21 protein-coding genes are annotated in these 25,419 nt (G+C 65.9%); 2 read left to right on the plus strand and 19 right to left on the minus strand.

Annotation, left to right across the window (positions count from 1 at the left end; translation table 11 throughout):
- Positions 1 to 14: 14 nt before the first annotated feature.
- From bamB to QTH90_RS05830, 11 genes are all read right to left on the minus strand, one after another.
- On the minus strand, positions 15 to 1,160 hold the full coding sequence (bamB, locus tag QTH90_RS05780) for an outer membrane protein assembly factor BamB (RefSeq protein WP_286663552.1): 1,146 nt from the start codon (positions 1,158 to 1,160) through the stop codon (positions 15 to 17).
- On the minus strand, positions 1,157 to 1,846 hold the full coding sequence (locus QTH90_RS05785) for a YfgM family protein (RefSeq protein ID WP_286663553.1): 690 nt from the start codon (positions 1,844 to 1,846) through the stop codon (positions 1,157 to 1,159). The genes bamB and QTH90_RS05785 overlap by 4 nt, the downstream gene beginning before the upstream one ends.
- A 6-nt stretch (positions 1,847 to 1,852) precedes the next feature.
- Positions 1,853 to 3,151, minus strand: a complete 1,299-nt coding sequence (gene hisS / locus QTH90_RS05790) for a histidine--tRNA ligase (protein ID WP_286663554.1) — start codon at positions 3,149 to 3,151, stop codon at positions 1,853 to 1,855.
- Between the two features lie 8 nt (positions 3,152 to 3,159).
- Positions 3,160 to 4,452 carry a flavodoxin-dependent (E)-4-hydroxy-3-methylbut-2-enyl-diphosphate synthase gene (gene ispG / locus QTH90_RS05795; RefSeq protein WP_286663555.1) on the minus strand — a complete coding sequence of 431 codons (1,293 nt, stop codon included), beginning with the start codon at positions 4,450 to 4,452 and terminating at the stop codon, positions 3,160 to 3,162.
- Between the two features lie 11 nt (positions 4,453 to 4,463).
- The gene (locus tag QTH90_RS05800; RefSeq protein ID WP_286663556.1) at positions 4,464 to 5,366 is read right to left on the minus strand and encodes a helix-turn-helix domain-containing protein; all 903 of its coding nucleotides are present in this window, start codon (positions 5,364 to 5,366) and stop codon (positions 4,464 to 4,466) included.
- Positions 5,359 to 6,189: a type IV pilus biogenesis/stability protein PilW gene (pilW, locus tag QTH90_RS05805; protein WP_286663557.1), complete on the minus strand. Its 831-nt coding sequence runs from the start codon at positions 6,187 to 6,189 to the stop codon at positions 5,359 to 5,361. Before pilW ends, QTH90_RS05800 begins: the two co-directional genes overlap by 8 nt.
- Positions 6,190 to 6,193: 4 nt before the next feature.
- Complete coding sequence (gene rlmN, locus QTH90_RS05810; protein ID WP_286663558.1) at positions 6,194 to 7,342, minus strand: dual-specificity RNA methyltransferase RlmN; 1,149 nt, start codon at positions 7,340 to 7,342, stop codon at positions 6,194 to 6,196.
- 20 nt (positions 7,343 to 7,362) lie between these two features.
- Positions 7,363 to 7,788 carry a nucleoside-diphosphate kinase gene (ndk, locus tag QTH90_RS05815; protein ID WP_286597970.1) on the minus strand — a complete coding sequence of 142 codons (426 nt, stop codon included), beginning with the start codon at positions 7,786 to 7,788 and terminating at the stop codon, positions 7,363 to 7,365.
- Positions 7,789 to 7,938: 150 nt separating this feature from the next.
- Positions 7,939 to 9,666: a pseudouridine synthase gene (locus QTH90_RS05820; RefSeq protein ID WP_286663559.1), complete on the minus strand. Its 1,728-nt coding sequence runs from the start codon at positions 9,664 to 9,666 to the stop codon at positions 7,939 to 7,941.
- Positions 9,663 to 10,487 carry an SMC-Scp complex subunit ScpB gene (gene scpB / locus QTH90_RS05825; protein WP_286663560.1) on the minus strand — a complete coding sequence of 275 codons (825 nt, stop codon included), beginning with the start codon at positions 10,485 to 10,487 and terminating at the stop codon, positions 9,663 to 9,665. The genes QTH90_RS05820 and scpB overlap by 4 nt, the downstream gene beginning before the upstream one ends.
- Positions 10,488 to 10,614: 127 nt before the next feature.
- Positions 10,615 to 11,640, minus strand: coding sequence for an RluA family pseudouridine synthase (locus QTH90_RS05830; RefSeq protein WP_444814677.1), 1,026 nt, complete (start codon positions 11,638 to 11,640; stop codon positions 10,615 to 10,617).
- Positions 11,641 to 11,654: 14 nt separating this feature from the next.
- Here QTH90_RS05830 and QTH90_RS05835 point away from each other — a divergent pair, with 14 nt between their 5' ends.
- Positions 11,655 to 12,464: an outer membrane protein assembly factor BamD gene (locus QTH90_RS05835; protein WP_286663561.1), complete on the plus strand. Its 810-nt coding sequence runs from the start codon at positions 11,655 to 11,657 to the stop codon at positions 12,462 to 12,464.
- A 76-nt stretch (positions 12,465 to 12,540) separates the two neighbouring features.
- On the opposite strand, the gene yoaA is transcribed toward QTH90_RS05835, so the two are convergent.
- Together yoaA and QTH90_RS05845 are read right to left on the minus strand one after the other, a co-directional pair.
- The gene (gene yoaA / locus QTH90_RS05840) at positions 12,541 to 14,565 is read right to left on the minus strand and encodes a DNA repair helicase YoaA (RefSeq protein WP_286663562.1); all 2,025 of its coding nucleotides are present in this window, start codon (positions 14,563 to 14,565) and stop codon (positions 12,541 to 12,543) included.
- Positions 14,565 to 14,768, minus strand: coding sequence for a DUF465 domain-containing protein (locus QTH90_RS05845; protein WP_286597963.1), 204 nt, complete (start codon positions 14,766 to 14,768; stop codon positions 14,565 to 14,567). The genes yoaA and QTH90_RS05845 overlap by 1 nt, the downstream gene beginning before the upstream one ends.
- Positions 14,769 to 14,891: 123 nt before the next feature.
- Here QTH90_RS05845 and QTH90_RS05850 point away from each other — a divergent pair, with 123 nt between their 5' ends.
- Positions 14,892 to 15,659 (plus strand): PP2C family protein-serine/threonine phosphatase, encoded by a 768-nt coding sequence (locus tag QTH90_RS05850; RefSeq protein ID WP_286663563.1) that lies wholly within the window; start codon positions 14,892 to 14,894, stop codon positions 15,657 to 15,659.
- Between the two features lie 18 nt (positions 15,660 to 15,677).
- Here the strand turns inward: QTH90_RS05850 and QTH90_RS05855 are convergent, their stop codons facing one another.
- The 6 genes from QTH90_RS05855 to QTH90_RS05880 form a co-directional block, all read right to left on the minus strand.
- Positions 15,678 to 16,382 (minus strand): hypothetical protein, encoded by a 705-nt coding sequence (locus QTH90_RS05855; RefSeq protein WP_286663564.1) that lies wholly within the window; start codon positions 16,380 to 16,382, stop codon positions 15,678 to 15,680.
- A complete protein-coding gene (zapE, locus tag QTH90_RS05860) occupies positions 16,379 to 17,476 on the minus strand; it encodes a cell division protein ZapE (RefSeq protein ID WP_286663565.1) in 1,098 nt (365 codons plus the stop codon). Before zapE ends, QTH90_RS05855 begins: the two co-directional genes overlap by 4 nt.
- A gap of 3 nt (positions 17,477 to 17,479) precedes the next feature.
- Positions 17,480 to 18,907, minus strand: coding sequence for a dihydrolipoyl dehydrogenase (gene lpdA, locus QTH90_RS05865; RefSeq protein WP_286663566.1), 1,428 nt, complete (start codon positions 18,905 to 18,907; stop codon positions 17,480 to 17,482).
- Positions 18,908 to 19,053: 146 nt separating this feature from the next.
- Entirely contained in the window at positions 19,054 to 20,325 is a 1,272-nt protein-coding gene (gene odhB / locus QTH90_RS05870; protein ID WP_286663567.1) for a 2-oxoglutarate dehydrogenase complex dihydrolipoyllysine-residue succinyltransferase, read from the minus strand.
- A 51-nt stretch (positions 20,326 to 20,376) separates the two neighbouring features.
- Positions 20,377 to 23,259 carry a 2-oxoglutarate dehydrogenase E1 component gene (locus tag QTH90_RS05875; protein ID WP_286663568.1) on the minus strand — a complete coding sequence of 961 codons (2,883 nt, stop codon included), beginning with the start codon at positions 23,257 to 23,259 and terminating at the stop codon, positions 20,377 to 20,379.
- Between the two features lie 221 nt (positions 23,260 to 23,480).
- On the minus strand, positions 23,481 to 25,418 hold the full coding sequence (locus tag QTH90_RS05880) for a propionate--CoA ligase (RefSeq protein ID WP_286663569.1): 1,938 nt from the start codon (positions 25,416 to 25,418) through the stop codon (positions 23,481 to 23,483).
- Position 25,419: the final 1 nt, after the last annotated feature.

Raw genomic sequence — 25,419 nt, forward strand, 5'->3', positions numbered from 1 at the left:
GTCCTTTCACGTGATTACTCTGGCCGAAAGCCGAACACGCCGCCATTGCGGGTGACGACCACGACCGTATTGCCCGCCAGAACCGGCGTTGCGACGATGGCCGATCCATCGGGGGTGAGGCGATTCAGCGGGGAACCGTCCTCGCGAGACAGAACGTGCACCAAGCCGGTGCTGTCGCCGATGATCAACGAGCGGCCGACCGCGAGCGGTGCGGTCAGCACGCGGTACTTGAGCAGATCGGCTTGCTGCCATGCGCGTTCGCCGTCGGCACGGCGCCATGCGATGACGGTGCCGTTGTCTTCGGTGCCAAAGACGTAGCGGTCATCACCACCCAGGCCATCGGCGCCAACGGCCGGCTTGGTCCAAAGGAGCGCACCACGCGCGGCATCGACACAACCCACGGTGGCGTAGTAGGCGCGTGCGCAGACAACGTCGCCGACGCGGCTCACGGAGCCGGTCAGGTCGACCAGGCGCTCGACGTCGTTGGTTCCGCGCGGCGCGGCAATAGGCGACTCCCAGCGCGAGGTGCCGTTGGCGGGATTGATGCCGACCAGCCGGCCGCCCACTCCGGTCACCAGCGTGTCGCCCACGGCGAGGAGCACACCGGGCTTCTTCAGAACCAGGTTCTCTGCCGGGCGCTGCTGCGCCCAGAGGCGGCGACCGCTCTGCGCGTCCCATGCGCTGGTCGTGCGGTCGGCGGCCTGAACGAAGATGCGGCGCCCAGCCACCAGCGGCGGCGTATAGGCTTGAGCCGTCAGGCGCTGCTTCCACAGCACCTTGCCGCCTTGCAGGGCGACGAGTTCGCTGTTGGCCGTCACGACGGCAACCATCGACCCGTCGCTGCCCACGCCGGCTGCCAGTGGCTCGCCGACCTTGGCGCGCCACACTTCCTGGCCGGCGCGCGCATCGATCACGGCCACCGTGCCGTCGCTGCTGGCGACCGCGACGAGATCCCCGTTGACGCTGGTCGACAACGGAAATTCCACTGCCGGAATGCGCACGTTCCAGGCTTGGCGCACGCCCATCAGCGCCGGATTGGCAGGAAGCTCGGCAGGCTTGGGCCTCGAAGTGCCGGAGCAGGCCGCCAACGCGGCAATCAGTACCGCTGCAACGCCTGCTCGCAGAACGGGCGATGAAGGCAGGTAACGCTTGAAATTCATGGTTTGGTCTTGGCTGGGGAAGCGGCACCGGCAGCAGCCAGGCTCTTCGGGTCGACGCCGACGGCGTTGAGCTTGATCTCGACGAGACGACGATAGTCGGTCCGCGGCTCGAACGCGGCCCAGGCCTTCTGGTACTCGGCCTTCGCCTCGTCGCGTTTGCCTTGGGCAAGATAGATGTCGCCCTTGCGGTCCGCGACCAGCGCTTCGAATTCCTTGGGCACATCGGCCGCGAGTTGCTTGAGCGCCTCGTCATACGACTTGGCTTCGAGCAGCTCAGCCGCCAGGCGCAACCTGGCCACGGCCTGGTAGCCGGGATCGACTGCGTGCTCCGCCACCCACGTCAGCGCGGCGCGCGAGCCATCCGTGTTGCCCTTCTCGTACAAGGTCTTCGCGGCCAGCAGACCGGCTTGCTGCGCATAGGCGGTGCCGGCGAACTTGTCCTTCATGTCCGCGAGTGCGCGCTCGATGCGGGCGGTGTCACCGGCCTGCGCGCTGCGTTCGACCTCGTCATAGAGCGCGGACGCTTGCACGGCCTTGGTGCGCTGGAAATACTGCCAGCCGTTCCACGCCACGAAGGCGCCCGCTGCAAGCAGCACGACCCAGGTGATCAGGGTGCCGTAGGTGTTCCAGAAATGCTTGAGCTGGTCGAGCTGTTCCTGTTCTTCGAGGTCGAGATGGGTGGCCATGCGCTGTCAGTTGTTGGGAGGCGAGGATTGTAGGGTGGCGGCCCAGGCGGGCACATCGGCGAGCGGCCAGGTGCTTTGCGCACCACTGCCGTCGCGCAGCGCCTTGACGGTGACTTCGCCCCGGGAGAGTTCGTCGGCACCGAATATCAGTGCATACGCCGCGCCGCTCGCGTCGGCCTTCTTGAACTGCGACTTGAAGCTGCCGAGTCCGTCGGCGGTGGCGGCATGCATTTGCGCGCGCACGCCGGCATCACGCAATTGCTGCAAGGCGCGCAACGCGACAGGCATCGCGGCGGTGTCGGGCACCACGGCGTAGACGTCGGGCACCGGCATCGGAACCTGCGTGCCCTGCTCTTTCACGAGTTCGAGCACGCGCTCCACACCGAGCGCCCATCCGACCGCCGGAGCGGCCTTGCCGCCGATCTGCACGATCAGATCGTCGTAGCGGCCGCCCGCGCACACCGTGCCCTGGGCGCCGAGCCGATCGGTCACGAACTCGAAGACCGAAAGGTTGTAGTAGTCCAGGCCGCGCACCAGGCGCGGGTTGATCGTGTAGCCGACGCCGTTGGCGTCCAGGATCGCGCGCAGGCCGTCGAAGTGCGCCAGGGACTCGGCACCGAGAAAGTCGATCAGCTTCGGCGCCGACTGGACGATGTCCTTCATCGCCGGATTCTTGGTGTCCAGGATGCGCAGCGGGTTGGTGTGCAGGCGGCGCTTGGCATCTTCGTCGAGCTGGTCGGCGTGCTTCTCGAAGTGGGCGATCAGCTGCGCCCGGTGCAAGGCCCGCTCGGCGGGCTGGCCCAGGCTGTTGAGTTCGAGGCGCACATCGGTCAGGCCGAGTGCCTTCCAGAGTGCGCTCGCCAGCAGGATCAGCTCGGCATCGACGTCCGGGCCGGCGAAGCCCAGGGCCTCCGCACCGATCTGATGGAACTGGCGATAGCGGCCGCGCTGCGGACGTTCGTGACGGAACATCGGCCCCATGTACCAGAGCCGCTTGCCGCCGTCGTACAGCAGCGAATGCTCGGTGACGGCGCGCACCACGCTCGCGGTGTTCTCGGGCCGCAGGGTGAGCGCTTCGCCGTTGAGCTTGTCCTCGAAGGAGTACATCTCCTTCTCGACGATGTCGGTCACCTCGCCGATGCCGCGCACGAACAGTGCCGTGTGCTCGAGGATGGGGGTGCGGATGTTGCGGTAGGCATATCGCGCCATCAATTCGCGCACGATGGCCTCGAGCCACTCCCAGCGCGCCGATTCGGGCGGCAATATGTCGTTCATGCCTTTGACGGCACTGAGTTTTTCAGCCATGGATGAGATCAGGCGGCCTGTGCAGCGGACTCGCTGCCAAAGCGCTTTTCAATGTAGTTTTCGACCAGTTGATGGAACTCGCTGGCGATGTTTTCGCCGCGCAGCGTGAGCGCCTTCTCGCCGTCGATGAAGACCGGCGCCGCAGGGGCTTCACCGGTGCCGGGCAGGCTGATGCCGATGTCGGCATGCTTGCTCTCGCCCGGGCCGTTGACGATGCAGCCCATCACGGCGACTTTCATGGTCTCGACGCCCGGGTACTTGGTGCGCCAGACCGGCATCTGCATGCGCAGGTAGTCGTCGATCTGCTTGGCAAGTTCCTGGAAAGTGGTACTGGTCGTGCGCCCGCAACCCGGGCAGGCGGTGACGCTCGGCACGAACACCCGCAGGCCCAGCGCCTGCAGGATCTCGTTGGCAATCAGCACTTCCTGGGTGCGCGATTCACCTGGCTGCGGCGTGAGCGAGACACGGATCGTGTCGCCGATGCCTTCCTGCAGCAGGATCGACAGCGCCGTGGCCGAGGCCACCGTGCCCTTGGTGCCCATGCCGGCCTCGGTCAGGCCGAGGTGCAGGGTGTAGTCACAGCGCTTCGCGAGTTCACGGTAGACCGAGATCAGGTCCTGCACGCCGCTGACCTTGCAGCTCAGGATGATCTGGTTGCCCTGCATGCCCATCGATTCGGCAAGCTTCGCGGAATCGATGGCCGAGGTGACGAGCGCCTCGTACATCACCTGCTTTGCGTCCCAGGGCTCGGCGCGCCGGCTGTTGGTGTCCATCAGGCTGGCCAGCAATTCCTGGTCGAGGCTCCCCCAGTTCACACCGATGCGCACCGGCTTGTTCCAGCGCATGGCCGCGTCGATCATCTGGCCGAACTGGCGATCGCGCTTGTCGCCCTTGCCGACGTTGCCCGGATTGATGCGGTACTTGCTGAGCGCCTCGGCGCAGGCCGGGTAGTCGGTGAGCAGCCGGTGGCCGTTGTAGTGGAAGTCGCCGATCAACGGCACGTCGACGCCCATGCGGTCGAGTTGCTCGCGGATGTACGGCACCTGCGCCGCCGCCTCGGGCGTGTTCACCGTGATGCGCACCATCTCGGATCCGGCAAGCGCCAGTTCCTTGACCTGGATGGCGGTGCCGATGGCGTCCACCGTGTCGGTGTTCGTCATGGACTGGACACGCACGGGCGCGTCGCCACCCACGGTGACGATGCGGGGCCCCCAGACCACGCTCGCCTGACGCGAGCGGCGCGCCTTGGGGGCGGCGGGTTCGATCGGGAGGCAGCCGATGGTGTCGATGATGTCGCTCATGGTGTATGGCCTCAGGGTTTGACCTCGAAGCGTGCCACACCTCCAGAACGCGTGAGGGGCGCAAGGTCGAAGGCTTTGCCACGCACCCGCACGTCGACGCCCGAGGCGCGACCCACGACCACCTGGAAGGGCAAGGTGCCATTCAAGGCGACGGTTTCGCCCGCCTTGACGGTACGCCGCAGCAATTGCTTGCCGCCCGATTCGGTCACGGTGATCCACGAGTCCTCGCGCGCGACGAACACGATCAGGTCGTTGCTGACGGCTGCATCCGACGCCGCAACCGCCGGTTCGGTCGGGGCGGCTTCCGCGGGCGGTGGCATGGGGGCTGCAGCGGGTGCGACGGCCTCGGTCGCCGTGCCTGAAGGACCGGGCGAAGCCGTCGACGGCTTGGTCGCCGGGTCGCTCTCCTCCGTAGAGGTCAATTGCGCAATCGATGCGCCGACCCGGTCGAAGATCGACTGCGGCAACCAGAAGAGGATGGCAGCGCCGGCCAGCAGGAGAAGGACCACGATCAACAGCGGTCGCGAAGGCAACAGCCAGTTCGAACCCGCGCCTGAACGTGGCGCGGCCGACCGGAGGTTCCGGCTGATCGTCTGATCGGCCTCCGCGAGACCCGGACGCTGGGCACCCGGCAGCTTGGCCAGCACGGGCGCCGGATCGATCCGCAAAGCCCTGCACACGCTCGCCGCAAGCGCCCGCGCAAACACCGGGTCCGGCAAGGCTCCGATGTCGTCGGCCTCGAGTGCCGCGAGTTTCTGCGGCGACACCTTCAGCGCGGCCGCCACCATCTCGATGTGCAGCCCGTGCGCCTCCCGTGCTTCGCGCAGCATGTCGCCGGCCGTCATGTGAGTGCTGTCGCCGCCGACCAGGGGCACGGCTGCGGAGGCCCCGAATTCACTCGCCCGCTCAATCATTGAAATTCCCGCGCTCGTACGCAATCGCCTCCCGCGACTGGGGGAAGCGCCGCTGCAACTGGCTCGCCAGCTGCGCAATCGCCTCACGGTTGTTGAGCTGACGTTCGATCTTGATGCCGAGCCACAAGGTTTCGGCGCTGGCCGAGGGACTGTTGTTGACGCGGCGAATATAAAACTGTGCACGCGACCAGTCCTCGCGCTGCGCAAGGATGGACGCCAGGTTGTAGCCGATCACCGGATTGCCGGCATCGATCTCATAGGCCTGCGTAAGACTGCGCTCGGCTTCGGCGCGCTGACCTGCCCTCAACTGGCAGACCCCCTGCGTCATGAGCGTCTTGGCACGGTCCGAGTAGTTGGGCACCGCGAGCGCGGCACTGAACTGCTGCTGCGCGTCGGCATAGCGGTTCTGCTGGCACAGGAGCCAGCCGTAGTTATGAAGCACATTGGCCTCGCGCGGGTTCAGGGCGATCGCGCGTCGAAAGCTGTCTTCGGCGGCGGGTGCATCGTCGAGGCGCATGTAGACAAGGCCGCGCAGGTTGTACGCATCGGCAAAGGTCGGATCGGCAGCAAGGGCCAGCTTGATCTCGTCCAGCGCGACGGTCGTCTGGCCCTGCTGGAAGTAGCCGATCGCCAATTCGATCCGCAACTTGGCGCGCTTGCGGGCGTTGGTTTCGTCCGAGTCCGTCACGATGGCTGCGGCATTGGGAGCGTTGCTCGGTGAGGCGCCATCCTTGGTGGCGCAGGAGGCCAGCAAAAACACGGCCGCAACGCCAAAGAGCGCCTGCATCACCAGCTTTTGCGCAGTCGGAAAGGCCTTGCTCATCGGATCATTGCTCCTCGGGAGTGGATGTGACGGCCTTCGTACGGGCCGGATGCAAAACGACGGTTCGCCGTTGAGCCATGCGCTCGGCCGCGTGGGTGCGGTCCTTGACGTCGCCCGCCAATTGGCCGCACGCCGCGTCGATGTCGTCGCCACGCGTCTTTCGAACGGTGGTGACGATGCCTGCTTCGCTCAAGACCTTGGCGAAGGACAGCACCCGGGGTTGCGGCGAACGCAACAGGCCGGATGCGGGAAATGGATTGAAGGGGATCAGGTTGAACTTGCAGGAAACACCCTGCGAGCGAACCAGGTCCACCAGTTGACGTGCATGCTCCGGCTGGTCGTTGACACCGTCCAGCATGCAGTACTCGAAAGTGATGAAGTCCCGCGGCGCGTGCTCCAGGTAGCGCTTGCAGGCTTCCAGCAATTCGGCGATCGGGTACTTGCGATTGAGCGGAACCAGATCGTCGCGCAGCGCGTCGTTCGGCGCGTGGAGCGAGACCGCCAGCGCGACCGGGCAGTCGCCACCGAGGCGGTCGATCATCGGAACCACGCCGGAGGTCGACACCGTCACGCGCCTGCGCGACAAGCCGTAGGCGTTGTCGTCGAGCATCGTGCGCAACGCCGGCACCAGTGCCGAGTAGTTCTGCAACGGCTCGCCCATGCCCATCATCACGACGTTCGAGATGACCCGCTCGTCACGTTTCAGGTGCTTGCGCAGGAAGCGCTCGGCAAACCACAACTGGGCGATGATCTCGCCGGTCGTGAGATTGCGGCTGAACCCCTGGTGCCCCGTGGAGCAGAAACGGCAGCCGACCGCGCAGCCGGCTTGCGACGACACGCACAGCGTGCCGCGATCGTCCTCGGGAATGAACACGGCCTCGACCGCGTTGCCGTCACCGACGTCGAACAGCCACTTGATGGTGCCATCGGCGGATTCGTGCTGCGTGATGACCGGCAGCGCCTCGACGCGCGCCCTGGTCGCGAGCTTCTCGCGCAGCGACTTGGCCAGATCGGTCATGTGCACGAACTCGCTCGCCCCCCGCTGGTGAATCCAGCGGAAGAGCTGAGTCGCGCGGAAACGCTTTTCACCCAGCCGTTCGCAGAACGCGGCCAGTCCTTCCAGATCGAAGTCGAGCAGGTTGGCCGTGGTCATTGCGTCAGGCGGGCTGAACCTCAGCGTGCGTAGACGTTGAGGCCGGCGAAGAAGAAGGCAACTTCGTTCTTCGCGGTTTCGGGGGCGTCGGAGCCATGCACTGCATTAGCATCGATGCTGTCGGCGAAGTCGGCGCGGATGGTGCCGGCGGCTGCCTTCTTGGGGTCGGTGGCGCCCATCAGGTCGCGGTTCTTGGCGATGGCGTCTTCACCTTCGAGCACTTGCACGAACACCGGGCCGGAGATCATGAACTCGACCAGGTCCTTGAAGAAGGGGCGTTCCTTGTGAACGGCGTAGAACTGTTCGGCTTCGTTGCGCGACAGATGCACCAGCTTGGCCGCCACGATCTTGAGGCCGGCAGCCTCGAAGCGGGAGACGATCTTGCCGATGACATTCTTTGCCACTGCGTCGGGCTTGATGATGGAGAGGGTGCGTTCGATGGCCATTGAAGTGCTTTCCTGAGAGCTTGAATCTGGATGGGTTTTGTCGCCACCGCAACGCTCGCGTTGCAGCCTTTGACAAAGCCTTTGATTTTAACCGGCGCGATAGGGTCAACCCGCAAGAAGCGAGCGAAAGACCGCCGTTCGCGCCGATTTTCAGCGACCGCGGCGGCGACCGCCGCCTTGTCCGCCAAAGTTGCCGCCGGAGGAGCCGCCGCGACGCGGACCCTGGCGTTGTTCCTTGCGCTGGCGCGAGAAGCTGTCAGCGCCGATATAGCCGAGCGACGTCTTCATCGGGTCAGGCTGGTTGGCGCCGCTCGGCGGACGATCGTCGCCCTGCCGGTTGCGCCCTTGCTGCCCGCCCTGGCCTTGACCCTGCCCCTGGCGGTCGCCGCGATTGTTCCGACGCCCCTGCGGCGGACCCTTGCCGCCCCCCGTGCCGCGGTCCGAGCGGGCACCTGGACCGTGGGCCAACGGATTCGGGATCGGCGCCTCACGATCGTCCCCTTGCGGGCCGCCGCCACCGCCATTGCGGTTGCCGCGCCGCTTGCGATTCCGGTTGTTGCGTCCGCCACCGCCGTCCTGGCCCTGGCCTCTCGGACCCGCGCCGGGCCGTGCCTGCCGCTCGCCGGAGCCGCCTGCAGCCTGGAACAGCGAGCGGATGTCGCGCTCGTCGAGTTCCATCCACGCGCCACGCTTGAGGCCGCGGGGCAGCACCATCGCGCCGTAGCGGATGCGGATCAGCCGGCTGACCGCATGCCCCACCGATTCGAAGAGCCGGCGCACCTCGCGGTTGCGGCCTTCGGAGATGGTGACGCGATACCAGCAGTTGGACCCCTCGCCGCCGCCCTCCTCGATGGTGCCGAAGTGGGCCATTCCATCGTCGAGCCGGACGCCTTCGAGCAGGCGCTGCTTTTCCTCTGCGCTGAGCGCGCCGAGCACCCGCACGGCGTATTCGCGTTCCAGCCCGAAACGGGGGTGCATCAATTGGTTGGCCAGCTCACCGGAACTCGTGAAGAGCAACAGGCCTTCCGTGTTCAGGTCGAGGCGACCGACGGACTGCCACTTGCCCTGCTGCAGGCGCGGGAGCTTGCGGAACACGGTCGGGCGGTTCTGGGGGTCGTCGTGCGTCACGACCTCGCCGACCGGCTTGTGATACGCGATGACGCGCGCCGGCGGAGGCGCAATGCGATAGCGAATGGGCTTGCCATTGATCTTGACCTGGTCGCCGTACTGGATGCGCTGACCGATGTGGGCGGGCTCGTTGTTGACCGAGATACGGCCTTGCAGGATGAGCTGCTCCATCTCGAGGCGCGAGCCCAGGCCGGCTTGCGCCAGCACCTTGTGCAGCTTGGGCGAGTCGGCCTCCGGCAACAGCACGCGCTTGAGCGGCGGCACTTCCGGGCTTTCCTCGTCGGCATCGAACTGGCCCGAAATGACGTCGGCGAATCGAATCGGCTCGGGCGGCGGCGCATTACGCTGTTCGCGCTCGGCGGCGCGGCGCGCACGGTCGAGGTCATCTTCCTCCTCGTCCGGCTCTTCTTCCTCGTCGTCTTCATCCGCCTCGGAGGCACTCACCTCGCGGGCCGTGTCCGGCGCGGGCGCGGACCGCTCTTCGGCGGCGGGAGCTCGAGACTCACCGGGCTCGGCGGGGTCAGCGGGGTCAGCGGGCTCGGCCGCATCGTCGACCGGCGCCTCGGCCGACACGTCGGTGGCGGCAGGCTTGCGCCGACGCGGACGACGCTTGCGCGGCGCCTCGGAAGCATCGCCGGCTGCGGGCGCTTCGGCGCCATCTTCCGGCTGCACCGGCGCATCCGCCAATCGCTCCTCGGAGGCAGGTTCGGCCGGCAGCGTGGCTGCGTCAACAGGATCTTTGGGGCTCATGGTCGGGTTCCGGAAGGGACAGCGGTGGTGTCGGCCTCATCGGGCGGTGCATCTGCATCTGCGTCGACGGGAGAGGAGGATGGGGGTTCGGCAGGGGCCGGCGTTTCGGCTTCAGGCTCGATCGCCGGCTCGACTTCACTGGCTTCAGCGATGACGACCACGGTTTCGACAGCCTGGATGGTTTCGTGGCTCACGACGCCAGCTTCAACTGGTACCAGGTCGGGCTCCGCCGCGATCTCTTCGATCGGCAACGTGGGCTGGTCCCCGCCCGCTGCACGGTCGAGCGCCTCGATCAAGGCGCCCTGCTGCGATGGCGATTCGATCACCGGAAGCTGGTCGAGCGATGCCAGGCCCAGGTCGTCGAGAAACTGGCGCGTGGTCGCATACAGCGCCGGGCGGCCGACCGTTTCGCGGTGGCCGATGACCTCCACCCAGTTGCGGTCTTCGAGCTGTTTGAGGATCAGCGAATTGATGGTGACGCCACGGATGTCTTCCATGTCGCCGCGGGTGACCGGCTGCCGGTAGGCAATGATCGCCAGCGTTTCGAGGGCTGCACGCGTGTAGCGCGGCGGTTTCTCCGGATGCAGGCGATCGAGATGGTCACGAAGCTCGGGGCGGCTCTGGAAACGCCAGCCGGTGCCCACGCTCACGAGTTCCAGGCCGCGTTGCGACCAGTCTTCCTGCAATTCGAGCAACAGCGACTTGATCGTGTCGGCGCCCAGTTCGTCGTCGAACAGCACGCGCAGTTCGCGCACCGGCAACGGCTGGGTCGAACAGATCAAGGCGGTTTCGAGAATGCGCTTGGCATCCGCCGTATTCATGGTTCGCGTTATCCCGGAAAAGGCGTCTCGGGGACGCTTGTTCAGATGGATGAAAGGAGGCGCTGCAGGCACGCGGCGTATGCAACGCAAGGCCGGCATCGGATGGCCGGCGCGGCCCTCGGGACCGTCAGGCGCGATTGTAATCCAGCCCCCACCCGGAAAAACCCTGAGCGAGATCCGCCGGTGGCTGCGACTGGAACTCCAACGGCTGCCCGGTCATGGGATGCACGAATCCGAGCCTGAAGGCGTGTAGCGCCTGACGTGTCAGCCCGACAGCATTGGCGCCTCCATACAGGGCATCGCCGACGAGCGGATGGCCGATCGAAGCCATGTGGACGCGAATCTGATGGGTTCGCCCCGTTTCCAACGTGCAGCGCACGGCACAGCCCAGTTCGTTGGTGTCGAGCGCTTCGACCAGCGTGCGTGCCGGCTTCCCGGAATGACGCTCCAGGTCGACCACCGCCATGCGAAGGCGATTGCGCGGATCGCGCCCGATCGCGGTGTCCACGTGTCGCGCGCTGGCGCCCTGCCAGGTGCGGTGGGCGAGCGCGAGGTACTGGCGTTTGACTTCGCGCGCCGCGATCAGCGCCACCAGCGCATCCATCGCGGCACGGCTGCGCGCAACGACCATCAGTCCGCTGGTGTCGCGGTCCAGCCGATGCACGATGCCGGCGCGCGGCAGCAGCGCAGCCCGCGGATCGAGCGCGAGAAGTCCGTTCAGCAGGGTTCCGCTCCAGTTTCCCGGCGCCGGGTGCACCACGAGCCCCACCGGCTTGTCAATGACGCGCAAGTGGTCGTCTTCATGGAGCACGTTGATCTCCATCGTCTCGGGACGGAATGCCTGGCTTTGCGGCGTCGGCCGTAGCTCGATGCGCCCGGCTTCGCCGGCATGCACGGTGGCGGAAGTCTTGGTCACCACCCTCCCCTGCAGCTCGACGGTACCGGCATCGATGAGTTGCTGGAGGTAACTGCGCGAGAACTCGGGGACCAATGTGGCGAGCGCCCGATCCAGCCGCTGCCCGTGCTGGGCCTGGCCGATCAGGAAGGTGCGAATTTCGCTCGCATCGGACAGCTCCGCACCCTCGTCGTGCTCAGCCGCCTCCGAGGTATGGCCCAAGGGGTCGGCCGATATAATTGAGGGCAACTGTTTCACGAAAGCCTTATTTGATGTTTCGCGCCAAATTATCGGTTGTCCCCGGCTGGCTGGCCCTTTGCGCCGCGGCATGGCTGGTGGCCGGCTGCTCGTCGACCCCGGCCGACAAGACCGCGAACTGGAGCCCCAACCGGATCTACTCCGAAGCCAAGGACGAAGTGGACTCGGGCGCCTACGACAAGGCCGTGCCGCTGTACGAAAAGCTCGAAGGCCGCGCCGCCGGAACTCCGCTCGCGCAACAGGCACAGATCGACAAGGCCTACGCACAGTTCAAGGCAGGCGACAAGGTTCAGGCCGTTGCAACGCTCGATCGCTTCATGAAGCTGCACCCGGCCAGTCCGGCGATCGACTATGCGCTCTACCTCAAGGGCGTGATCAATTTCAACGACGACCTCGGCATGTTCGCGTTCATGACGCGCCAGGACTTGTCGGAGCGTGACCAGAAGGCCGCGAAGGAATCGTTCGAGGCGTTCAAGGAACTGGTCTCCCGCTTCCCCGAATCGCGCTACACGCCGGACGCGCGCCAGCGTATGAACTACATCGTCAACTCGTTGGCGCAGTACGAGGTTCACGTGGCGCGCTACTACTACAACCGTGGTGCCTACCTCGCGGCCGTCAATCGGTCGCAGCAGGCCCTGGCGGACTACCGCGAAGTCCCGGCGCTCGAAGAAGCGCTGTACATCATGTACATGTCCTACGACAAGCTGGGCCTCACCGATCTCCGCGACGACACCCAACGTGTGCTGACCACCAACTATCCGAAGAGCGAGTACCTGACGCGCGGCTTCCGGGCCAAGGACGATCCCTGGTGGAAGCTCTGGTGACCCCAAGGCGTCCGGCTTTTCGTTTCGTGTAATTTCGCCCCCGAGGGGGCGGCCCGGACGGCCCGGCGGCGGCCTCCTAGTACCCGTCTGACGACCGCGTGGCTGTTCCCAATTCGGCTACAGCGGCATCGAAGTCTGCTTCGGTCTCTATCCTGCGCATCGGCGGCAGCGCGGCGAGAAGGCGACGGCCGTAGCCCATGGCGACGAGGCGCGTATCGCAGATCACCAGCACGCCCATGTCGCTCTCGCGCCGGATCAGCCGTCCGGCGCCCTGCTTGAGCGCCACCGCGGCTTCGGGCAGCGAATAGTCGCTGAAGGAACTGCGCCCCTGTGATTCCAGGCGTTGGGAGCGCGCCTCGACGAGCGGATCGTTGGGCGGCGGAAATGGCAGCTTGTCGATCACGACCAGTTGCAAGGCATCCCCGGGCGCATCGAAGCCCTCCCAGAAAGAAGCCGATGCGACCAGGACACAGCCGGCACGTCCATTGATCGCCCCTTCGCGGAAGCGGTCCATCAGGACACGCTTGGGCAGTTCGCCTTGCACAAGCACTTCCGGCCGCTGGACGGGCTCCAGGTGTTCGAACTCTTGCCGCATGGCATCGCCGATCGTCCGCAAGGCACGCAGCGTCGTCGTGAGGACGAGCGTGCGGCCGCCGAGGACGCCAGCACCGCGGGCAGCGAGCTCTGCCACCCGCTGGCTGTGCACAGGGTCGTTCGGCTTGGGGAACACGCGCGGCACGTAGAGCGCCGCCTGGCGTGCATAGTCGAACGGACTCTGAACACGCAGCACCTCGGCATCGTCGAGGCCACAGGGCTCAGTGAACCAGCGCAGCTTGGGATCGTCCCCCAGCGTGGCCGAGGTAAAGACCCATGCACGCCCCTCCTCCCCATCGTTGTCCGCATCGGACTTGAGGATGCGGGTACGCACCGCCTCGGCGATGTCGAGCGGCGACTCGATCAATCTCAGCTGGGTCCCCACGTCGACCCAGCGCACCGAGCCGGTGGGACAGGTCTCCGCAAAGCGCTTTGCACGATCCGACAGCTGCTGCGCGCGATCGTGAAGGCGAACGAAATCGGGCGAGAGCTCGCTCACCGTGTCGAGCCCTCTTGCGGCGTCCGCGAAAGCCTGCTGCAGCGTATCGAGCGCGTCCTGCCATGGGTCTGGTGCGACGCCTTCCGGTGACGCGCCGGCCCAGCGCAGCTTCGCGCCAGGGTATTGCCTGCCCACGGACAGCCGCAACTCGCGCGCCCCCCGCTCGACCCCCGCCGTCAACTCCTGCCAGTCGACCAGGCCCCGCGCATGCTGGAGCCCCGCTGCCAGCAGGTCGCGCGCAAAGTCCAGAGCCTGGCCGCTTCCGAGCTGGACACCGAGGAACTGCACCCCGGTTTCGTTGAGCTGGTGCGCCTCGTCGAAGACGACGACCCGCACGGTCGGAAGAAGCTCCGCCATGCCCGATTCGCGTACGGCGAGATCGGCGAAGAACAAGTGGTGGTTGATGACCACCACGTCCGCGGCCATTGCCTCCCGCCGCGCGAGATTGACGTGGCACGGCTTGAACTGGGGGCACTGAGCGCCGAGGCAGTTCTCGCGCGTCGACGTCACCAGGGGAATCAGGGGCGAGCGTTCGTCCAGACCCGGCAGCTCGGCCAGATCGCCCGTGCGAGTCGCCTTGGACCATTGCTCGATCTTCGCGAGCGTGCGCAGCGTGCCCCGTTCGGGCAACGAGGCGTCATGGCGCGCCTGATCGAGGCGGTGCAGGCATACGTAGCTGGCGCGCCCCTTGAGCAACGCCGTTCGCACGGGCAAGCCCAGCGCGGTGACCAGCCGGGGCAGATCGCGGCCGAAGAGCTGGTCCTGCAGCGTCTTGGTGGCGGTCGACAGCAGCACGCGCTCGCCGCTCAGCAGGGCCGGCACCAGGTACGAAAAGGTCTTGCCGACGCCTGTGCCGGCCTCGACCACGAGCACCCCGCCCTGGTCGATGGTGCGCGCGACAGCCAGCGCCATCTGGGTCTGGCCCTCGCGTTCGCGGAACTGCTCGGCGGCATGGGAGAGCACGCCGTCCTGCGCGAAAGCCTCGCGCACCTCTTGTTCGATGGACATCAGGCAGGTTCTTGCGGGTCGAGCAGGCGTTCGAGGCGCGCGATCTCGTCGCGCAGACCGAGACGCCGCTTCTTCAGCCGCCGCAGAAGCAGTTCGTCGACCGGGACGACCTCGCCCAACCGGTCGATCGTGGCGTCAAGGTCCGCGTGCTGGATACGGAGTTCGATCAGCTGGCGAGAAATGGAGTGAAGATTGGAGTCCAACGGGGGCAGTGTGAAATCGGCACAACGGCGCTTCGGCCGCAGCTTGTGTTCACTCGATAATACGTCTTCGTCCACCTTGCACGACAACATGAAAGACCGCGCCATCGGCGCACCAGCGCCCACATGACCCGAGGCTTTCGACTCGCCGCCGCGACCGGTCTCCACAAAGGAGATCGCCCCTACCAGCAGGACCAGGTCCTGATCATGTCCCACCCCCGTGCGCCAGGGTGCGTGCTGGGCGTGATCGCCGACGGCATGGGCGGGCGCAGCGGCGGGCGCAAGGCTTCCGACCAGGTCCTCATGACGGCGCGCCAGCTTTTCTCGCGCTACAAGCCGGGTCGCGACGAAGCCGTCGCCATGTTGCGGCACCTGCTGGAAGATGCCCACACCGTGATCAAGCTCACGGCGGTCTCCAGCGAGCAGGAGCCGCACAGCACGCTGGCCGCCTTCCTCATGAATCCCGAGGGCGATTGCGCCTGGATCCACGCCGGCGACTCGCGCATCTACCACTTTCACAACGGAACGCTGGTCAAGCGCACCAAGGATCATTCCTATGTGCAGGTGCTGGTCGACCGCGGCGAGATCAACGACGAGGAAGCCAACCTGCACCCGCAGAGCAACATCCTGCTGGGCTGCCTCGGCATGAAGTCGACGCCGCCACCGGTTGACATCCACCTGGTCCCTCGCCTGCAGACGGGCGATGTGCTGATGGCCTGCAGCGACGGGCTATGGCACTACTTCAAGCCCGAGGAGATGGGCGGCTTGCTGGCGGATCAGTCGCCGCGTGCCGCCGTCGAACTGCTGGTCGCCGAAGCGCGTCGCCGCGCGCACGGGACCGGCGACAACATTTCGATCGTCGTCCTGAAGCTCGAACCACTGCCCGCAGACTGAGGGCCGGGCGCGATCCCGTCAGCGGGTTGCCGGAGCCGCCGGCGGAATTGCGGGTGCCGGCGCTGACGGCGCGGGCGACTCCCCAGGCGTCGGCAAGGGCGCCGAGCGCGGCTTGGTCCTTGAAGCGTTCCGCTTCTCGAGTTCAGCCCTATGTTCCTCCGCCTTCTGCAGCCTTTGTTCGTACTCCGCACGCGCCGCCGGCGCATCGGCCCGGCGCTGGGCTGCCTTGGCCTGCTCCTCGGCGTGCGCGCGTTGCTTCTCGTCGAACTGGCGTCGCTTCTGGGCTGCTTCGGACTCCGCTTGCAAACGACCAGCCGCGTGATCGGCGGCGCGCTGCTCGCGGTCCTGCTGCGACTTCAGCGCTTCGTCCCGCTTCGCTTGCGAATCCTGTGCGCGCTGGTCCGCCTTCTGCTGTTCGAGCTTGTCGAGTTCCGCGGCGGCCCGCCGCTTGCGCTCGAAGTCGTTCATCGCCGCTTCCTGACGCTTGATGTCGTCAGTGGCCGCGCGGCGACGGCGACGGCTGTCCTGCAGGCAGTCCTCGACCGCGAATTTCTTGTAGCAGGCGGCCTGTTCAGTGGCGTAGCGGGCGTCGACCGCACTTCGCTCCTGCGCCAGGCGGGCCCGTTCCACATCGAAATTGGCGCTGCCGGTCGTGGCGCTGGACTGCGCCCAAAGGGGCAGCGCGGCCAGCCCGGTCAGCAATGCAAGGACGATGTTCTTCATGTAAGGCGGGTATCGACGACACGGCGTTCGAGCGCGAGGAATTCGGCCGACTGCATTTCGTTGAGGCGGGACACGGTTCGCGGAAACTCGTGGGCCAACGGCCCCTCGGTGTACAACGCCTCGGGCGGCACTTCGGCAGACATGATCAGCTTCACGCGTCGATCGTAGAACACGTCCACGAGCCATGTGAAACGGCGTGCTTCCGAGGCCATCCGCACGGGCATGTACGGCACGTCCGACAGCAGCACCGTATGGAATTGCGTCGCGATCTCGAGGTAGTCGTTCTGTGAACGCGGACCGCCGCACAACGTCTTGAAGTCGAACCACACCACGCCCCCGGCCTTGCGCCGCGCATGGATCTCGCGCGACTCGATGTGGAGGACCGGATTCTCGTCGGCGCTTTCGGCCAGCCGCTCGAAGGCCTTGCGCATTTCCTTGTCGGCAGCAGCACCATTGGGCGTGAGATAGAGCCTCACCTGCTCCAGCGTTCGGCGGCGGTAGTCGGTGCCGTTGTCGACGCTGATGACCTCGAGCCGCTCGTTCAAGAGCGCGATGGCGGGAAGGATGCGGTCACGGTGCAGGCCGCCCGGATACAGATCGTCCGGCTTGAAGTTCGACGTGGTGACGAAGCCTACGCCGTTCTCGAACAGCGCCACCAGGAGCCGGTGGAGGATCATTGCATCGGTGATGTCGGCGACGTGAAACTCGTCGAAGCAGATCAGCCGATAGCGCTTGGCGATGCGCCGCCCGAGTTCGTCCAGCGGATTGACCGTGCCCTGAAGGTCGGCCAGCTCGCGGTGCACCTCCCGCATGAACTCGTGGAAGTGCAGACGCGTCTTGCGCCGCAGCGGGACTGCGTTGTAGAAGCAGTCCATGAGGAAGCTCTTGCCCCGACCGACGCCGCCGTACATGTAGACCCCGCGAGGGATCTCAGGCCGGTTGATCAGCTTCTTGAAGGCGTTGGAACGCTGGGCCTTGTAGTCGGCCCATTCGCTCGCGCAGCGGTCGAGCGCCTCCACGGCGCGCAGCTGCGCGGGGTCGCTCTGGAACCCCCGGGCAGCCAGCTCCGCGTCATAGGCCTGGCGGACGCTCACGGATCAGAAGTTCAGCGTGCGCTTGTCGACTGCCAGGGCAGCTTCCTTTGTCGCCTCCGACAGCGACGGGTGCGCGTGGCAGATGCGTGCGATGTCTTCGGCGCTGGCCTTGAACTCCATGGCCACGACGGCCTCGGAGATCAGTTCGCTGACCATCGGCCCGACCATGTGCACGCCGAGAATCTCGTCCGTGACCGCGTCGGCCACGAACTTGACCATGCCGGTCGTGTCGCCCAATGCGCGAGCGCGGCCGTTCGCGAGGAACGGGAAGCTGCCCGCCTTGTAGGCACGGCCGCTTGCCTTGAGTTGCTGCTCGGTCTGGCCGACCCACGCGATCTCGGGCGAGGTGTAGATCACCCACGGAATGGTGTTGAAGTTGACGTGCCCATGCTGGCCCGCAATCCGCTCCGCCACCGCGACGCCCTCTTCCTCGGCCTTGTGCGCGAGCATCGGGCCGCGCACCACGTCGCCGATGGCCCATACGTTCGGCAGGCTGGTCTTGCAGTCGTCGTCGACCACGATCGCGCCACGCTCGTCGAGCTGGAGTCCCACGGCTTCGGCGTTCAGGCCGATGGTGTTGGGCACGCGGCCGATCGAGACGATCAGCTTGTCGACCTCGAGCGACTGCGCGCCGCCCTTGGCATCGGTGTAGGCGATGCTGACGCCCTTCTTGCCCGACTTGACCTCGCCGACCGTGACGCCGAGTTCGATCTTCAGGCCCTGCTTGTCGAATGCCTTCTTCGCTTCCTTGGCGATCTGCTCGTCCACCGCGCCGAGGAAAGTCGGGAGGGCTTCGAGCACCGTCACCTCGGAGCCGAGACGGCGCCACACCGAGCCCATCTCGAGGCCGATCACGCCGGAGCCGATCAGCGCCAGCTTCTTGGGCACGCCGCCGATGCGCAAGGCGCCGTCGTTCGAGAGGATGTTCTGCTCGTCGAACGGAGCGCCCGGCAAGGCGCGCGCGTTCGAGCCCGTCGCGATGATGATGTGCTTGCCGCTGATGCTTTCTTCAGCGGCGCCTGCCACCTTGATCTCGTAACCGCCGTCCGCGGCCTTCGCGAAGGAGCCGCGGCCATGGAAGAACGCCACCTTGTTCTTCTTGAACAGGTAGACGATGCCGTCGTTGTTCTGCTTCACGACGGTGTCCTTGCGCGCCAGCATCTTCTCGACATCGAGGCCCAGGCCTTCGATCTTGATGCCATGGTCGGCGAAGCTGTGCGCGGCGTGCTCGTAGTGCTCCGACGATTGCAGCAGCGCCTTCGAAGGAATGCAGCCGATGTTGGTGCAGGTGCCGCCCAGCGCCGGGCCGCCCTTGGCGTTTTTCCACTCGTCGATGCAGGCCACGTTGAAGCCGAGCTGCGCCGCGCGGATGGCCGCGATGTAGCCACCGGGGCCACCGCCGATGACGATGACGTCGAATTGTTTGCTCATTGAGTATTCCGTTTCAGTTTTTCAGGCCGCACGGACCTGGCGTCTTTCGCAAGACACCGTGGAACCGGCTTTTGCCGGGCCACCGGTGTCGCCCCCGGCTGGGGGTAGGCGAAGCGACACGAAGTGCGCGCAGCCTGGGAGCGAGCTCAGATATCAAACAGGAGGCGCGCAGGATCTTCCAGCGCCTCCTTCATGGCGACCAGGCCCAGGACGGCTTCGCGGCCGTCGATGATGCGGTGGTCATAGCTCATCGCGAGGTAGTTCATCGGGCGAACGACGACCTGGCCGTTCTCCACCACCGCGCGGTCCTTGGTCGCGTGCACGCCCAGGATGGCCGACTGCGGCGGGTTGATGATCGGCGTCGATAGCATCGAGCCGAACACGCCACCGTTGGAGATCGAGAAGGTGCCGCCGGTCATCTCTTCGATGCCCAGCTTGCCGTCGCGCGCCTTGGCGCCGTACTCGGCAATCTTCTTCTCGATGTCGGCAAAGCTCATCTGGTCGGCGTTGCGCAGGATCGGCACCACCAGGCCGCGCGGCGAACCGACTGCGATGCCGATGTCGAAGTAGCCGTGATAGACGATGTCATTGCCGTCCACCGAAGCGTTGAGCACCGGATACTTCTTGAGCGCGTGCACCGCTGCCTTCACGAAGAAGCTCATGAAGCCGATCTTGACGCCGTGCTCCTTCTCGAACTTCTCCTGGAAGCGCTTGCGCATTTCCATCACCGGCGCCATGTTCACCTCGTTGAAGGTGGTCAGGATGGCGTTGGTGGACTGCGATTGCAGCAGGCGCTCGGCGATGCGCGCGCGCAGGCGGCTCATCGGAACGCGTTCTTCCGGACGGTCGCCCAGGTCGGGCGAACCGGCCGGCGAAGCGACGTGCGGCAATGCCGTCTTGGGGGCACCGGTCGGAACCGGCACGGGTGCTGCGACCTTCGCGGTCGCGCCCGAAGCGACGGCGCCGAGCACGTCGCCCTTGGTGACGCGGCCATCCTTGCCGGTGCCGGCAACGTCGCCGGTACTCAGCTTGTTGTCCGCGAGCAGCTTGGCCGCGGCGGGCATCGCCACGTCGGACTTCGAACCGCCGGTGGCGGCAGCAGCAGAAGCCGGCGCTGCCGCGGCAGCAGCAGGCGCCGCGGCGGGTGCAGCGGCCGGCGCGGCTGCGCCCGCCTTGCCTTCGGTGTCGATCTTCGCGATGAGCTGGTCGGCCACGACGGTGGCGCCGTCGCCGGCGACGATCTCGGCCAGCACGCCGGCGGCCGGGGCCGGCACTTCCAGCACGACCTTGTCGGTCTCGATCTCGATCAGGATTTCATCGATCGCAACGGCTTCGCCGGGCTTCTTCTTCCACTGGAGCATGGTGGCTTCGGCCACGGACTCGGACAACTGGGGGACTTTGACTTCAACGATGGACATGTTTGATGTGCTCCGCTTCGTGTTTCTTATGCAGGTAAATGTGAGTTCTTCTTACTTGGTCAGCACGAAGCCTTTGAGCTTGCCGAATGCGCCGTCGACCAGCGCCTTCTGCTGTTCCTGGTGCAGGTGCGAGTAGCCGACTGCGGGCGATGCCGAGGCGGCACGGCCGGAGTAGCCGAGCTTCTGGCCTTCCTGCATGTTCTCGTGGATGTAGTGCTGCACGAAGAACCAGGCACCCTGGTTCTGCGGCTCGTCCTGGCACCACACCACGTCGGCGAGATTGGGGTACTTCTTCAGCTCGGCACCGAATGCCTTGTGCGGGAAGGGATAGAGCTGCTCGACGCGGATGATCGCGACGTCGTCGGCACCCTTTTCCTCGCGCTTCTTCGCCAGGTCGTAGTAGACCTTGCCGGAGCAGGCGATGACGCGCTTGACCTTCTCGGCCTTGAGGTCCTTGTTGTCCGGAATGACGGTCTGGAAGCTGCCCTTGGTGAACTCGGACAGCGGCGAGGTCGCATCCTTGTTACGCAGCAGCGACTTCGGCGTCATGATCACCAGCGGCTTGCGCAGGTTGCGCACCATCTGGCGGCGCAGGACGTGGAAGATCTGGCTGGCCGTAGTCGGCTGCACCACCTGGATGTTGGTGTCGGCCGACAGCTGCATGAAGCGCTCGAGGCGTGCCGAGCTGTGCTCGGGGCCCTGGCCTTCGTAGCCGTGCGGCAGCATCAGCGTGATGCCGTTGACGCGGCCCCACTTGACCTCGCCCGATGCGATGAACTGGTCGATCACGACCTGCGCGCCGTTGACGAAGTCGCCGAACTGCGCTTCCCAGATGACGAGCGTGTTCGGATCGTTGGAGGCGTAGCCGTATTCGAAGGCGAGCACGGCTTCTTCGGACAGGATCGAGTCGATCACGACGAACGGCGCCTGGTTGTCGGCAACGTTCTGCAGAGGCACATAGGTGCCTTCGTCGAACTTCTCGCGGTTCTGGTCGTGCAGCACGGCATGGCGGTGCGTGAAGGTCCCGCGGCCGCTGTCCTCGCCGGACAGGCGCACCGGATAGCCGCTGGCCACGAGCGACGCGAAAGCCATGTGCTCACCCATGCCCCAGTCGACGTTGACGTCGCCGCGGCCCATCGCCGCACGGTCGTCCAGCACCTTCTTGACCAGCGGATGCACCGTGAAGTTGCTCGGCGCCGTGGTGATGCGTTCCGCCAGGCGCTTCCATTCGGCGGTGGGGATCGCGGTGTCGCCTGCATCGGTCCACTTCTTGTTCAGGAAGGGGTTCCAGTCGACCGCGTACTTGCTCTTGAAGTTGGTCAGCACCGGGTCCGAGGTGTTCTTGCCGGCGTCGAAGGCCGCGCGTTGCGCCTTGACCATGTCGTCGCCGAGCGTCGTGCCCAGGCCTTGCGCTGCGAGCTTGTCGGCGTACAGCTTGCGCGTACCGGGATGCTGGGCGATCTTCTTGTACATCAGCGGCTGCGTGAGCGCCGGGGTGTCCTGCTCGTTGTGGCCGAGCTTGCGGAAACAGATGATGTCGACCACCACGTCCTTCTGGAACTCCATGCGGAATTCGAGGGCGAGCTGGGTTGCGAGCACCACGGCTTCGGGATCGTCACCGTTCACGTGCAGCACCGGCGCCTCGATCATCTTGACGATGTCGGTGCAATACAGCGTGGAGCGGCTGTCGCGCGGGTCGCTGGTGGTGAAGCCGATCTGGTTGTTGATCACGATGTGCACCGTGCCGCCGGTGGAGTAGCCACGCGTTTCGGCCAGCGCCAGCGTTTCCATCACGACGCCCTGCCCTGCGAAGGCCGCGTCGCCGTGCACGATGACCGGCAGCACCTGCTTGCCGAGCGGGTCGGCGCGGCGGTCCATGCGGGCGCGCACGGAGCCTTCGACCACCGGATTCACGATTTCAAGGTGCGAGGGGTTGAATGCCAGGCTCAGGTGGACCGGACCGCCAGGGGTCGACACATCCGAGCTGAAGCCCTGGTGGTACTTCACGTCGCCGCTGGGCAGGTCTTCGGGCGCCGTGTGATCGAACTCGGCGAAGAGGTCAGCCGGCATCTTGCCGAGCGAGTTGACCAGCACGTTCAGGCGGCCGCGGTGGGCCATGCCGATGACGATTTCCTGCACGCCCTTGATGCCGGCCTGCTTGATCACTTCGTCCATCGCGACGATGAAGCTTTCGCCGCCTTCGAGCGAGAAGCGCTTCTGGCCAACGTACTTGGTGTGCAGGAAGCGCTCGAGGCCTTCGGCAGCAGTCAGGCGTTCGAGGACGCGCTTCTTCTGCTCGGCGGTGAGTTGCGGATTGGTACGGGCGCTTTCGAGCCGTTGTTGCCACCAGCGCTTCTGCGCCTGGTCGGTCATGTACATGTACTCGACACCGATCGTGCCGCAGTAGGTTTCGCGCAGCGCATTGAGCAGGTCGCGCAGCGACATCGTTTCCTTGCCGAAGAAGGTGTTGCTCGTGTTGAACACCGTTTCGAGGTCGGCATCGGCGAAGCCGTAGAACGAGGGCTCGAGTTCGGGAATCGCAGGACGCTCGGTGCGCTTGAGCGGATCGAGGTCGGCCCAGCGGGCGCCGACGTTGCGATAGGCTGCGATCAGCTGCTGGACGGCGGTGCGCTTGCGGCCCAGTTCGGAATCGGCGCCGCTGGCCACGACCACCTTCGTGGTGCCCTGCTTGGCGCGCTCGGCAAAGGCGTTGACGACCGGCAGGTGCGGCACGTCCTTGGTGTTGGTTCCATCCGTCGCGGGGACGTTCTGGAGCGCATCGAAGTACGAGCGCCAGTTGTCGGGCACGCTGCCAGGATTGGAGAGGTAGTTTTCGTACATCTCTTCGACATAAGGCGCGTTGCCGCCGAAGAGGTAAGTGTTGCCTTGATAGGCGCTGTAGACGGACGAAGACGTCGACGAGGAATCGCTCATATTCCGCTGACCTTCGCTTCCCTGAAGGAAGCACTAGCTGGTTAAGAAACCTTCCGCGACACGGCTGAACCGATTGGCGGATGCGACTGTGGCTGGGGAAGGGCCTGAGTACGGGCGGATTGTACCCCCCAGGCCTGTCCACTACCTGTGGCCGCCCACTACCCTTTGCAAGGGGGCCATGCCTGCGGCCCGGCCGAGCCGGTTCCGCGGCACTTCCCTGCTCACAACAGATTCTTGATTTGCTGGAGGGTGGAGGGGTCGTCGATGGTCGTGAGGTCGCCGGGGTCGCGTTGCTCGCACACGGCCTGGATGGCGCGGCGCAGCAGCTTTCCGCTGCGCGTCTTGGGCAGGGCGGTCACGAAACGCACCCGCGCAGGTCGGGCCAGGGCGCCGAGATCGTCCGATACACGCTTCATGATTTCACCCTCGAGCTGGAGGGCTGCCTCACCGTCGGCGACGGCCACGCCGCCTTTGGGCACCACGAAGGCCATCGCCACCTGGCCCTTGAGCGTATCGGCCACGCCGACCACGGCGACTTCTGCCACGTTCGCATGGCCGGAGATGCTCTCCTCGATCTCGCGCGTGCCCAACCGGTGGCCGGCGACGTTGATCACGTCGTCCGTGCGGCCGAGGATGTAGAAATAGCCGTCGGCGTCGCGAATGCCCCAGTCGAAGGTCGAATACACCAGCTTGCCCGGAACGCTCTTCCAATAGGTATTGACGAAGCGTTCGTCGCCTCTCCAGACCGTCTGCATGAAGCCCGGTGGCGTGGGGCCTTCGATCACGACGACGCCCTTCTCGTTCTCGCCGACGAGTTCCTCGCCCGTCGATTCGTGGAGGATCTTGACCTTGAAGCCGTACATCGGGACGCCCGGGCTGCCGAATTTGCTCGGCGTGCGCTCCACGCCGTTGGCGACCGTGAGGATCGGCCAGCCCGACTCGGTCTGCCAGTAGTTGTCGATGATCGGCACGCCCAGCCCCTCGCCGATCCAGCGCCCGGTCGGCTCGTCGAGCGGCTCACCCGCCAGGAAGAGCGCACGAAGGCTGGACAGGTCGTATTTCTTCAACAGCGCCGGATCCTGCTTCTTGAGCACGCGCACTGCCGTCGGTGCGCTGAACATCACTGTCACCTTGTACTTCTCGACCAGACGCCACCAGATGCCGCCATCGGGTTGCTGGTCGAGGCCCTGCGTGGGCAGGCCCTCATACATGAGGGTCGCCATGCCGGCGATCAGCGGGCCATAGACGATGTAGCTGTGACCGACCACCCAGCCGATGTCGCTGGTCGAGAAATAGGTTTCGCCGGCGCGGCCGTCGAAGATGTGCTGCATGCTCGCGGCGAGCGCGACGGCGTAGCCGCCGGTGTCGCGCTGCACGCCCTTCGGCTTGCCGGTCGTGCCGCTCGTGTAGATGATGTAGCTGATGTCCGTCGCATCCAGCCAGGCGCACGGCACCTCGGCATCGCGATGCTTCTCGAGCAGCGCACTCGCCAGATGGTCGCGACCCTCGGTCAGCGCCATCGGCGCCAGGCCTCGATCGAACAGCAGCAACGCGTCGGGCTTGTGCGAAGACAGGCGGATCGCCTCGTCAAGCAAAGGCTTGTACGCCAGGACCTTCCCGCCGCGCGATCCGGCATCGGCGCTCACGATGACCTTCGGCGTTGCGTCCTCGATGCGTGACGCCAGCGATCCGCTCGCGAAGCCCCCGAACACCACACAGTGAATGGCGCCGATGCGCGCGCAAGCCAACATCGCGAAGGCGGCCTCCGGAACCATCGGCATATAGATCAGGACGCGATCGCCCTTGCCCACGCCCAGTTCCATCAGGCTGGCCGCGACGCGCTGCACTTCGGCATGGAGTTCCTTGAAGCTGTAGATCTTCTCGACGCCGGTCTCGGTCGACACGAAGATCAGGGCGCGCTGGTCGCCGCGGGCGGCCAGATGCCGATCGACCGCGTTGTGGCACAGATTGGTCGTGCCACCCACGAACCAGCGCGCGAAAGGCGGCCGGCTTGCATCCAGCACCTGTTGCGGTGGCGAATTCCAGTCGATGAGCCGGGCCTGTTCGGCCCAGAAACTTTCGGGCTCGTCGACGGACCGGCTGTAGAACTCTGCGTAGCGGCTCATGCGTTTGTCTCCTTGTCTTTCAGGTCCGGCCATG

The sequence above is a fragment of the Variovorax flavidus genome (assembly GCF_030317145.1).
GTDB lineage: Bacteria > Pseudomonadota > Gammaproteobacteria > Burkholderiales > Burkholderiaceae_C > Variovorax > Variovorax flavidus.

Bases quoted from the DNA above. Each gene is read 5' to 3' on its own strand.
- bamB (WP_286663552.1), bottom strand. From the start codon at position 1,160: ATGAATTTCAAGCGTTACCTGCCTTCATCGCCCGTTCTGCGAGCAGGC.
- QTH90_RS05785 (WP_286663553.1), bottom strand. From the start codon at position 1,846: ATGGCCACCCATCTCGACCTCGAAGAACAGGAACAGCTCGACCAGCTC.
- hisS (WP_286663554.1), bottom strand. From the start codon at position 3,151: ATGGCTGAAAAACTCAGTGCCGTCAAAGGCATGAACGACATATTGCCG.
- ispG (WP_286663555.1), bottom strand. From the start codon at position 4,452: ATGAGCGACATCATCGACACCATCGGCTGCCTCCCGATCGAACCCGCC.
- QTH90_RS05800 (WP_286663556.1), bottom strand. From the start codon at position 5,366: ATGATTGAGCGGGCGAGTGAATTCGGGGCCTCCGCAGCCGTGCCCCTG.
- pilW (WP_286663557.1), bottom strand. From the start codon at position 6,189: ATGAGCAAGGCCTTTCCGACTGCGCAAAAGCTGGTGATGCAGGCGCTC.
- rlmN (WP_286663558.1), bottom strand. From the start codon at position 7,342: ATGACCACGGCCAACCTGCTCGACTTCGATCTGGAAGGACTGGCCGCG.
- ndk (WP_286597970.1), bottom strand. From the start codon at position 7,788: ATGGCCATCGAACGCACCCTCTCCATCATCAAGCCCGACGCAGTGGCA.
- QTH90_RS05820 (WP_286663559.1), bottom strand. From the start codon at position 9,666: ATGAGCCCCAAAGATCCTGTTGACGCAGCCACGCTGCCGGCCGAACCT.
- scpB (WP_286663560.1), bottom strand. From the start codon at position 10,487: ATGAATACGGCGGATGCCAAGCGCATTCTCGAAACCGCCTTGATCTGT.
- QTH90_RS05835 (WP_286663561.1), top strand. From the start codon at position 11,655: ATGTTTCGCGCCAAATTATCGGTTGTCCCCGGCTGGCTGGCCCTTTGC.
- yoaA (WP_286663562.1), bottom strand. From the start codon at position 14,565: ATGTCCATCGAACAAGAGGTGCGCGAGGCTTTCGCGCAGGACGGCGTG.
- QTH90_RS05850 (WP_286663563.1), top strand. From the start codon at position 14,892: ATGACCCGAGGCTTTCGACTCGCCGCCGCGACCGGTCTCCACAAAGGA.
- QTH90_RS05855 (WP_286663564.1), bottom strand. From the start codon at position 16,382: ATGAAGAACATCGTCCTTGCATTGCTGACCGGGCTGGCCGCGCTGCCC.
- lpdA (WP_286663566.1), bottom strand. From the start codon at position 18,907: ATGAGCAAACAATTCGACGTCATCGTCATCGGCGGTGGCCCCGGTGGC.
- odhB (WP_286663567.1), bottom strand. From the start codon at position 20,325: ATGTCCATCGTTGAAGTCAAAGTCCCCCAGTTGTCCGAGTCCGTGGCC.
- QTH90_RS05875 (WP_286663568.1), bottom strand. From the start codon at position 23,259: ATGAGCGATTCCTCGTCGACGTCTTCGTCCGTCTACAGCGCCTATCAA.
- QTH90_RS05880 (WP_286663569.1), bottom strand. From the start codon at position 25,418: ATGGCCGGACCTGAAAGACAAGGAGACAAACGCATGAGCCGCTACGCA.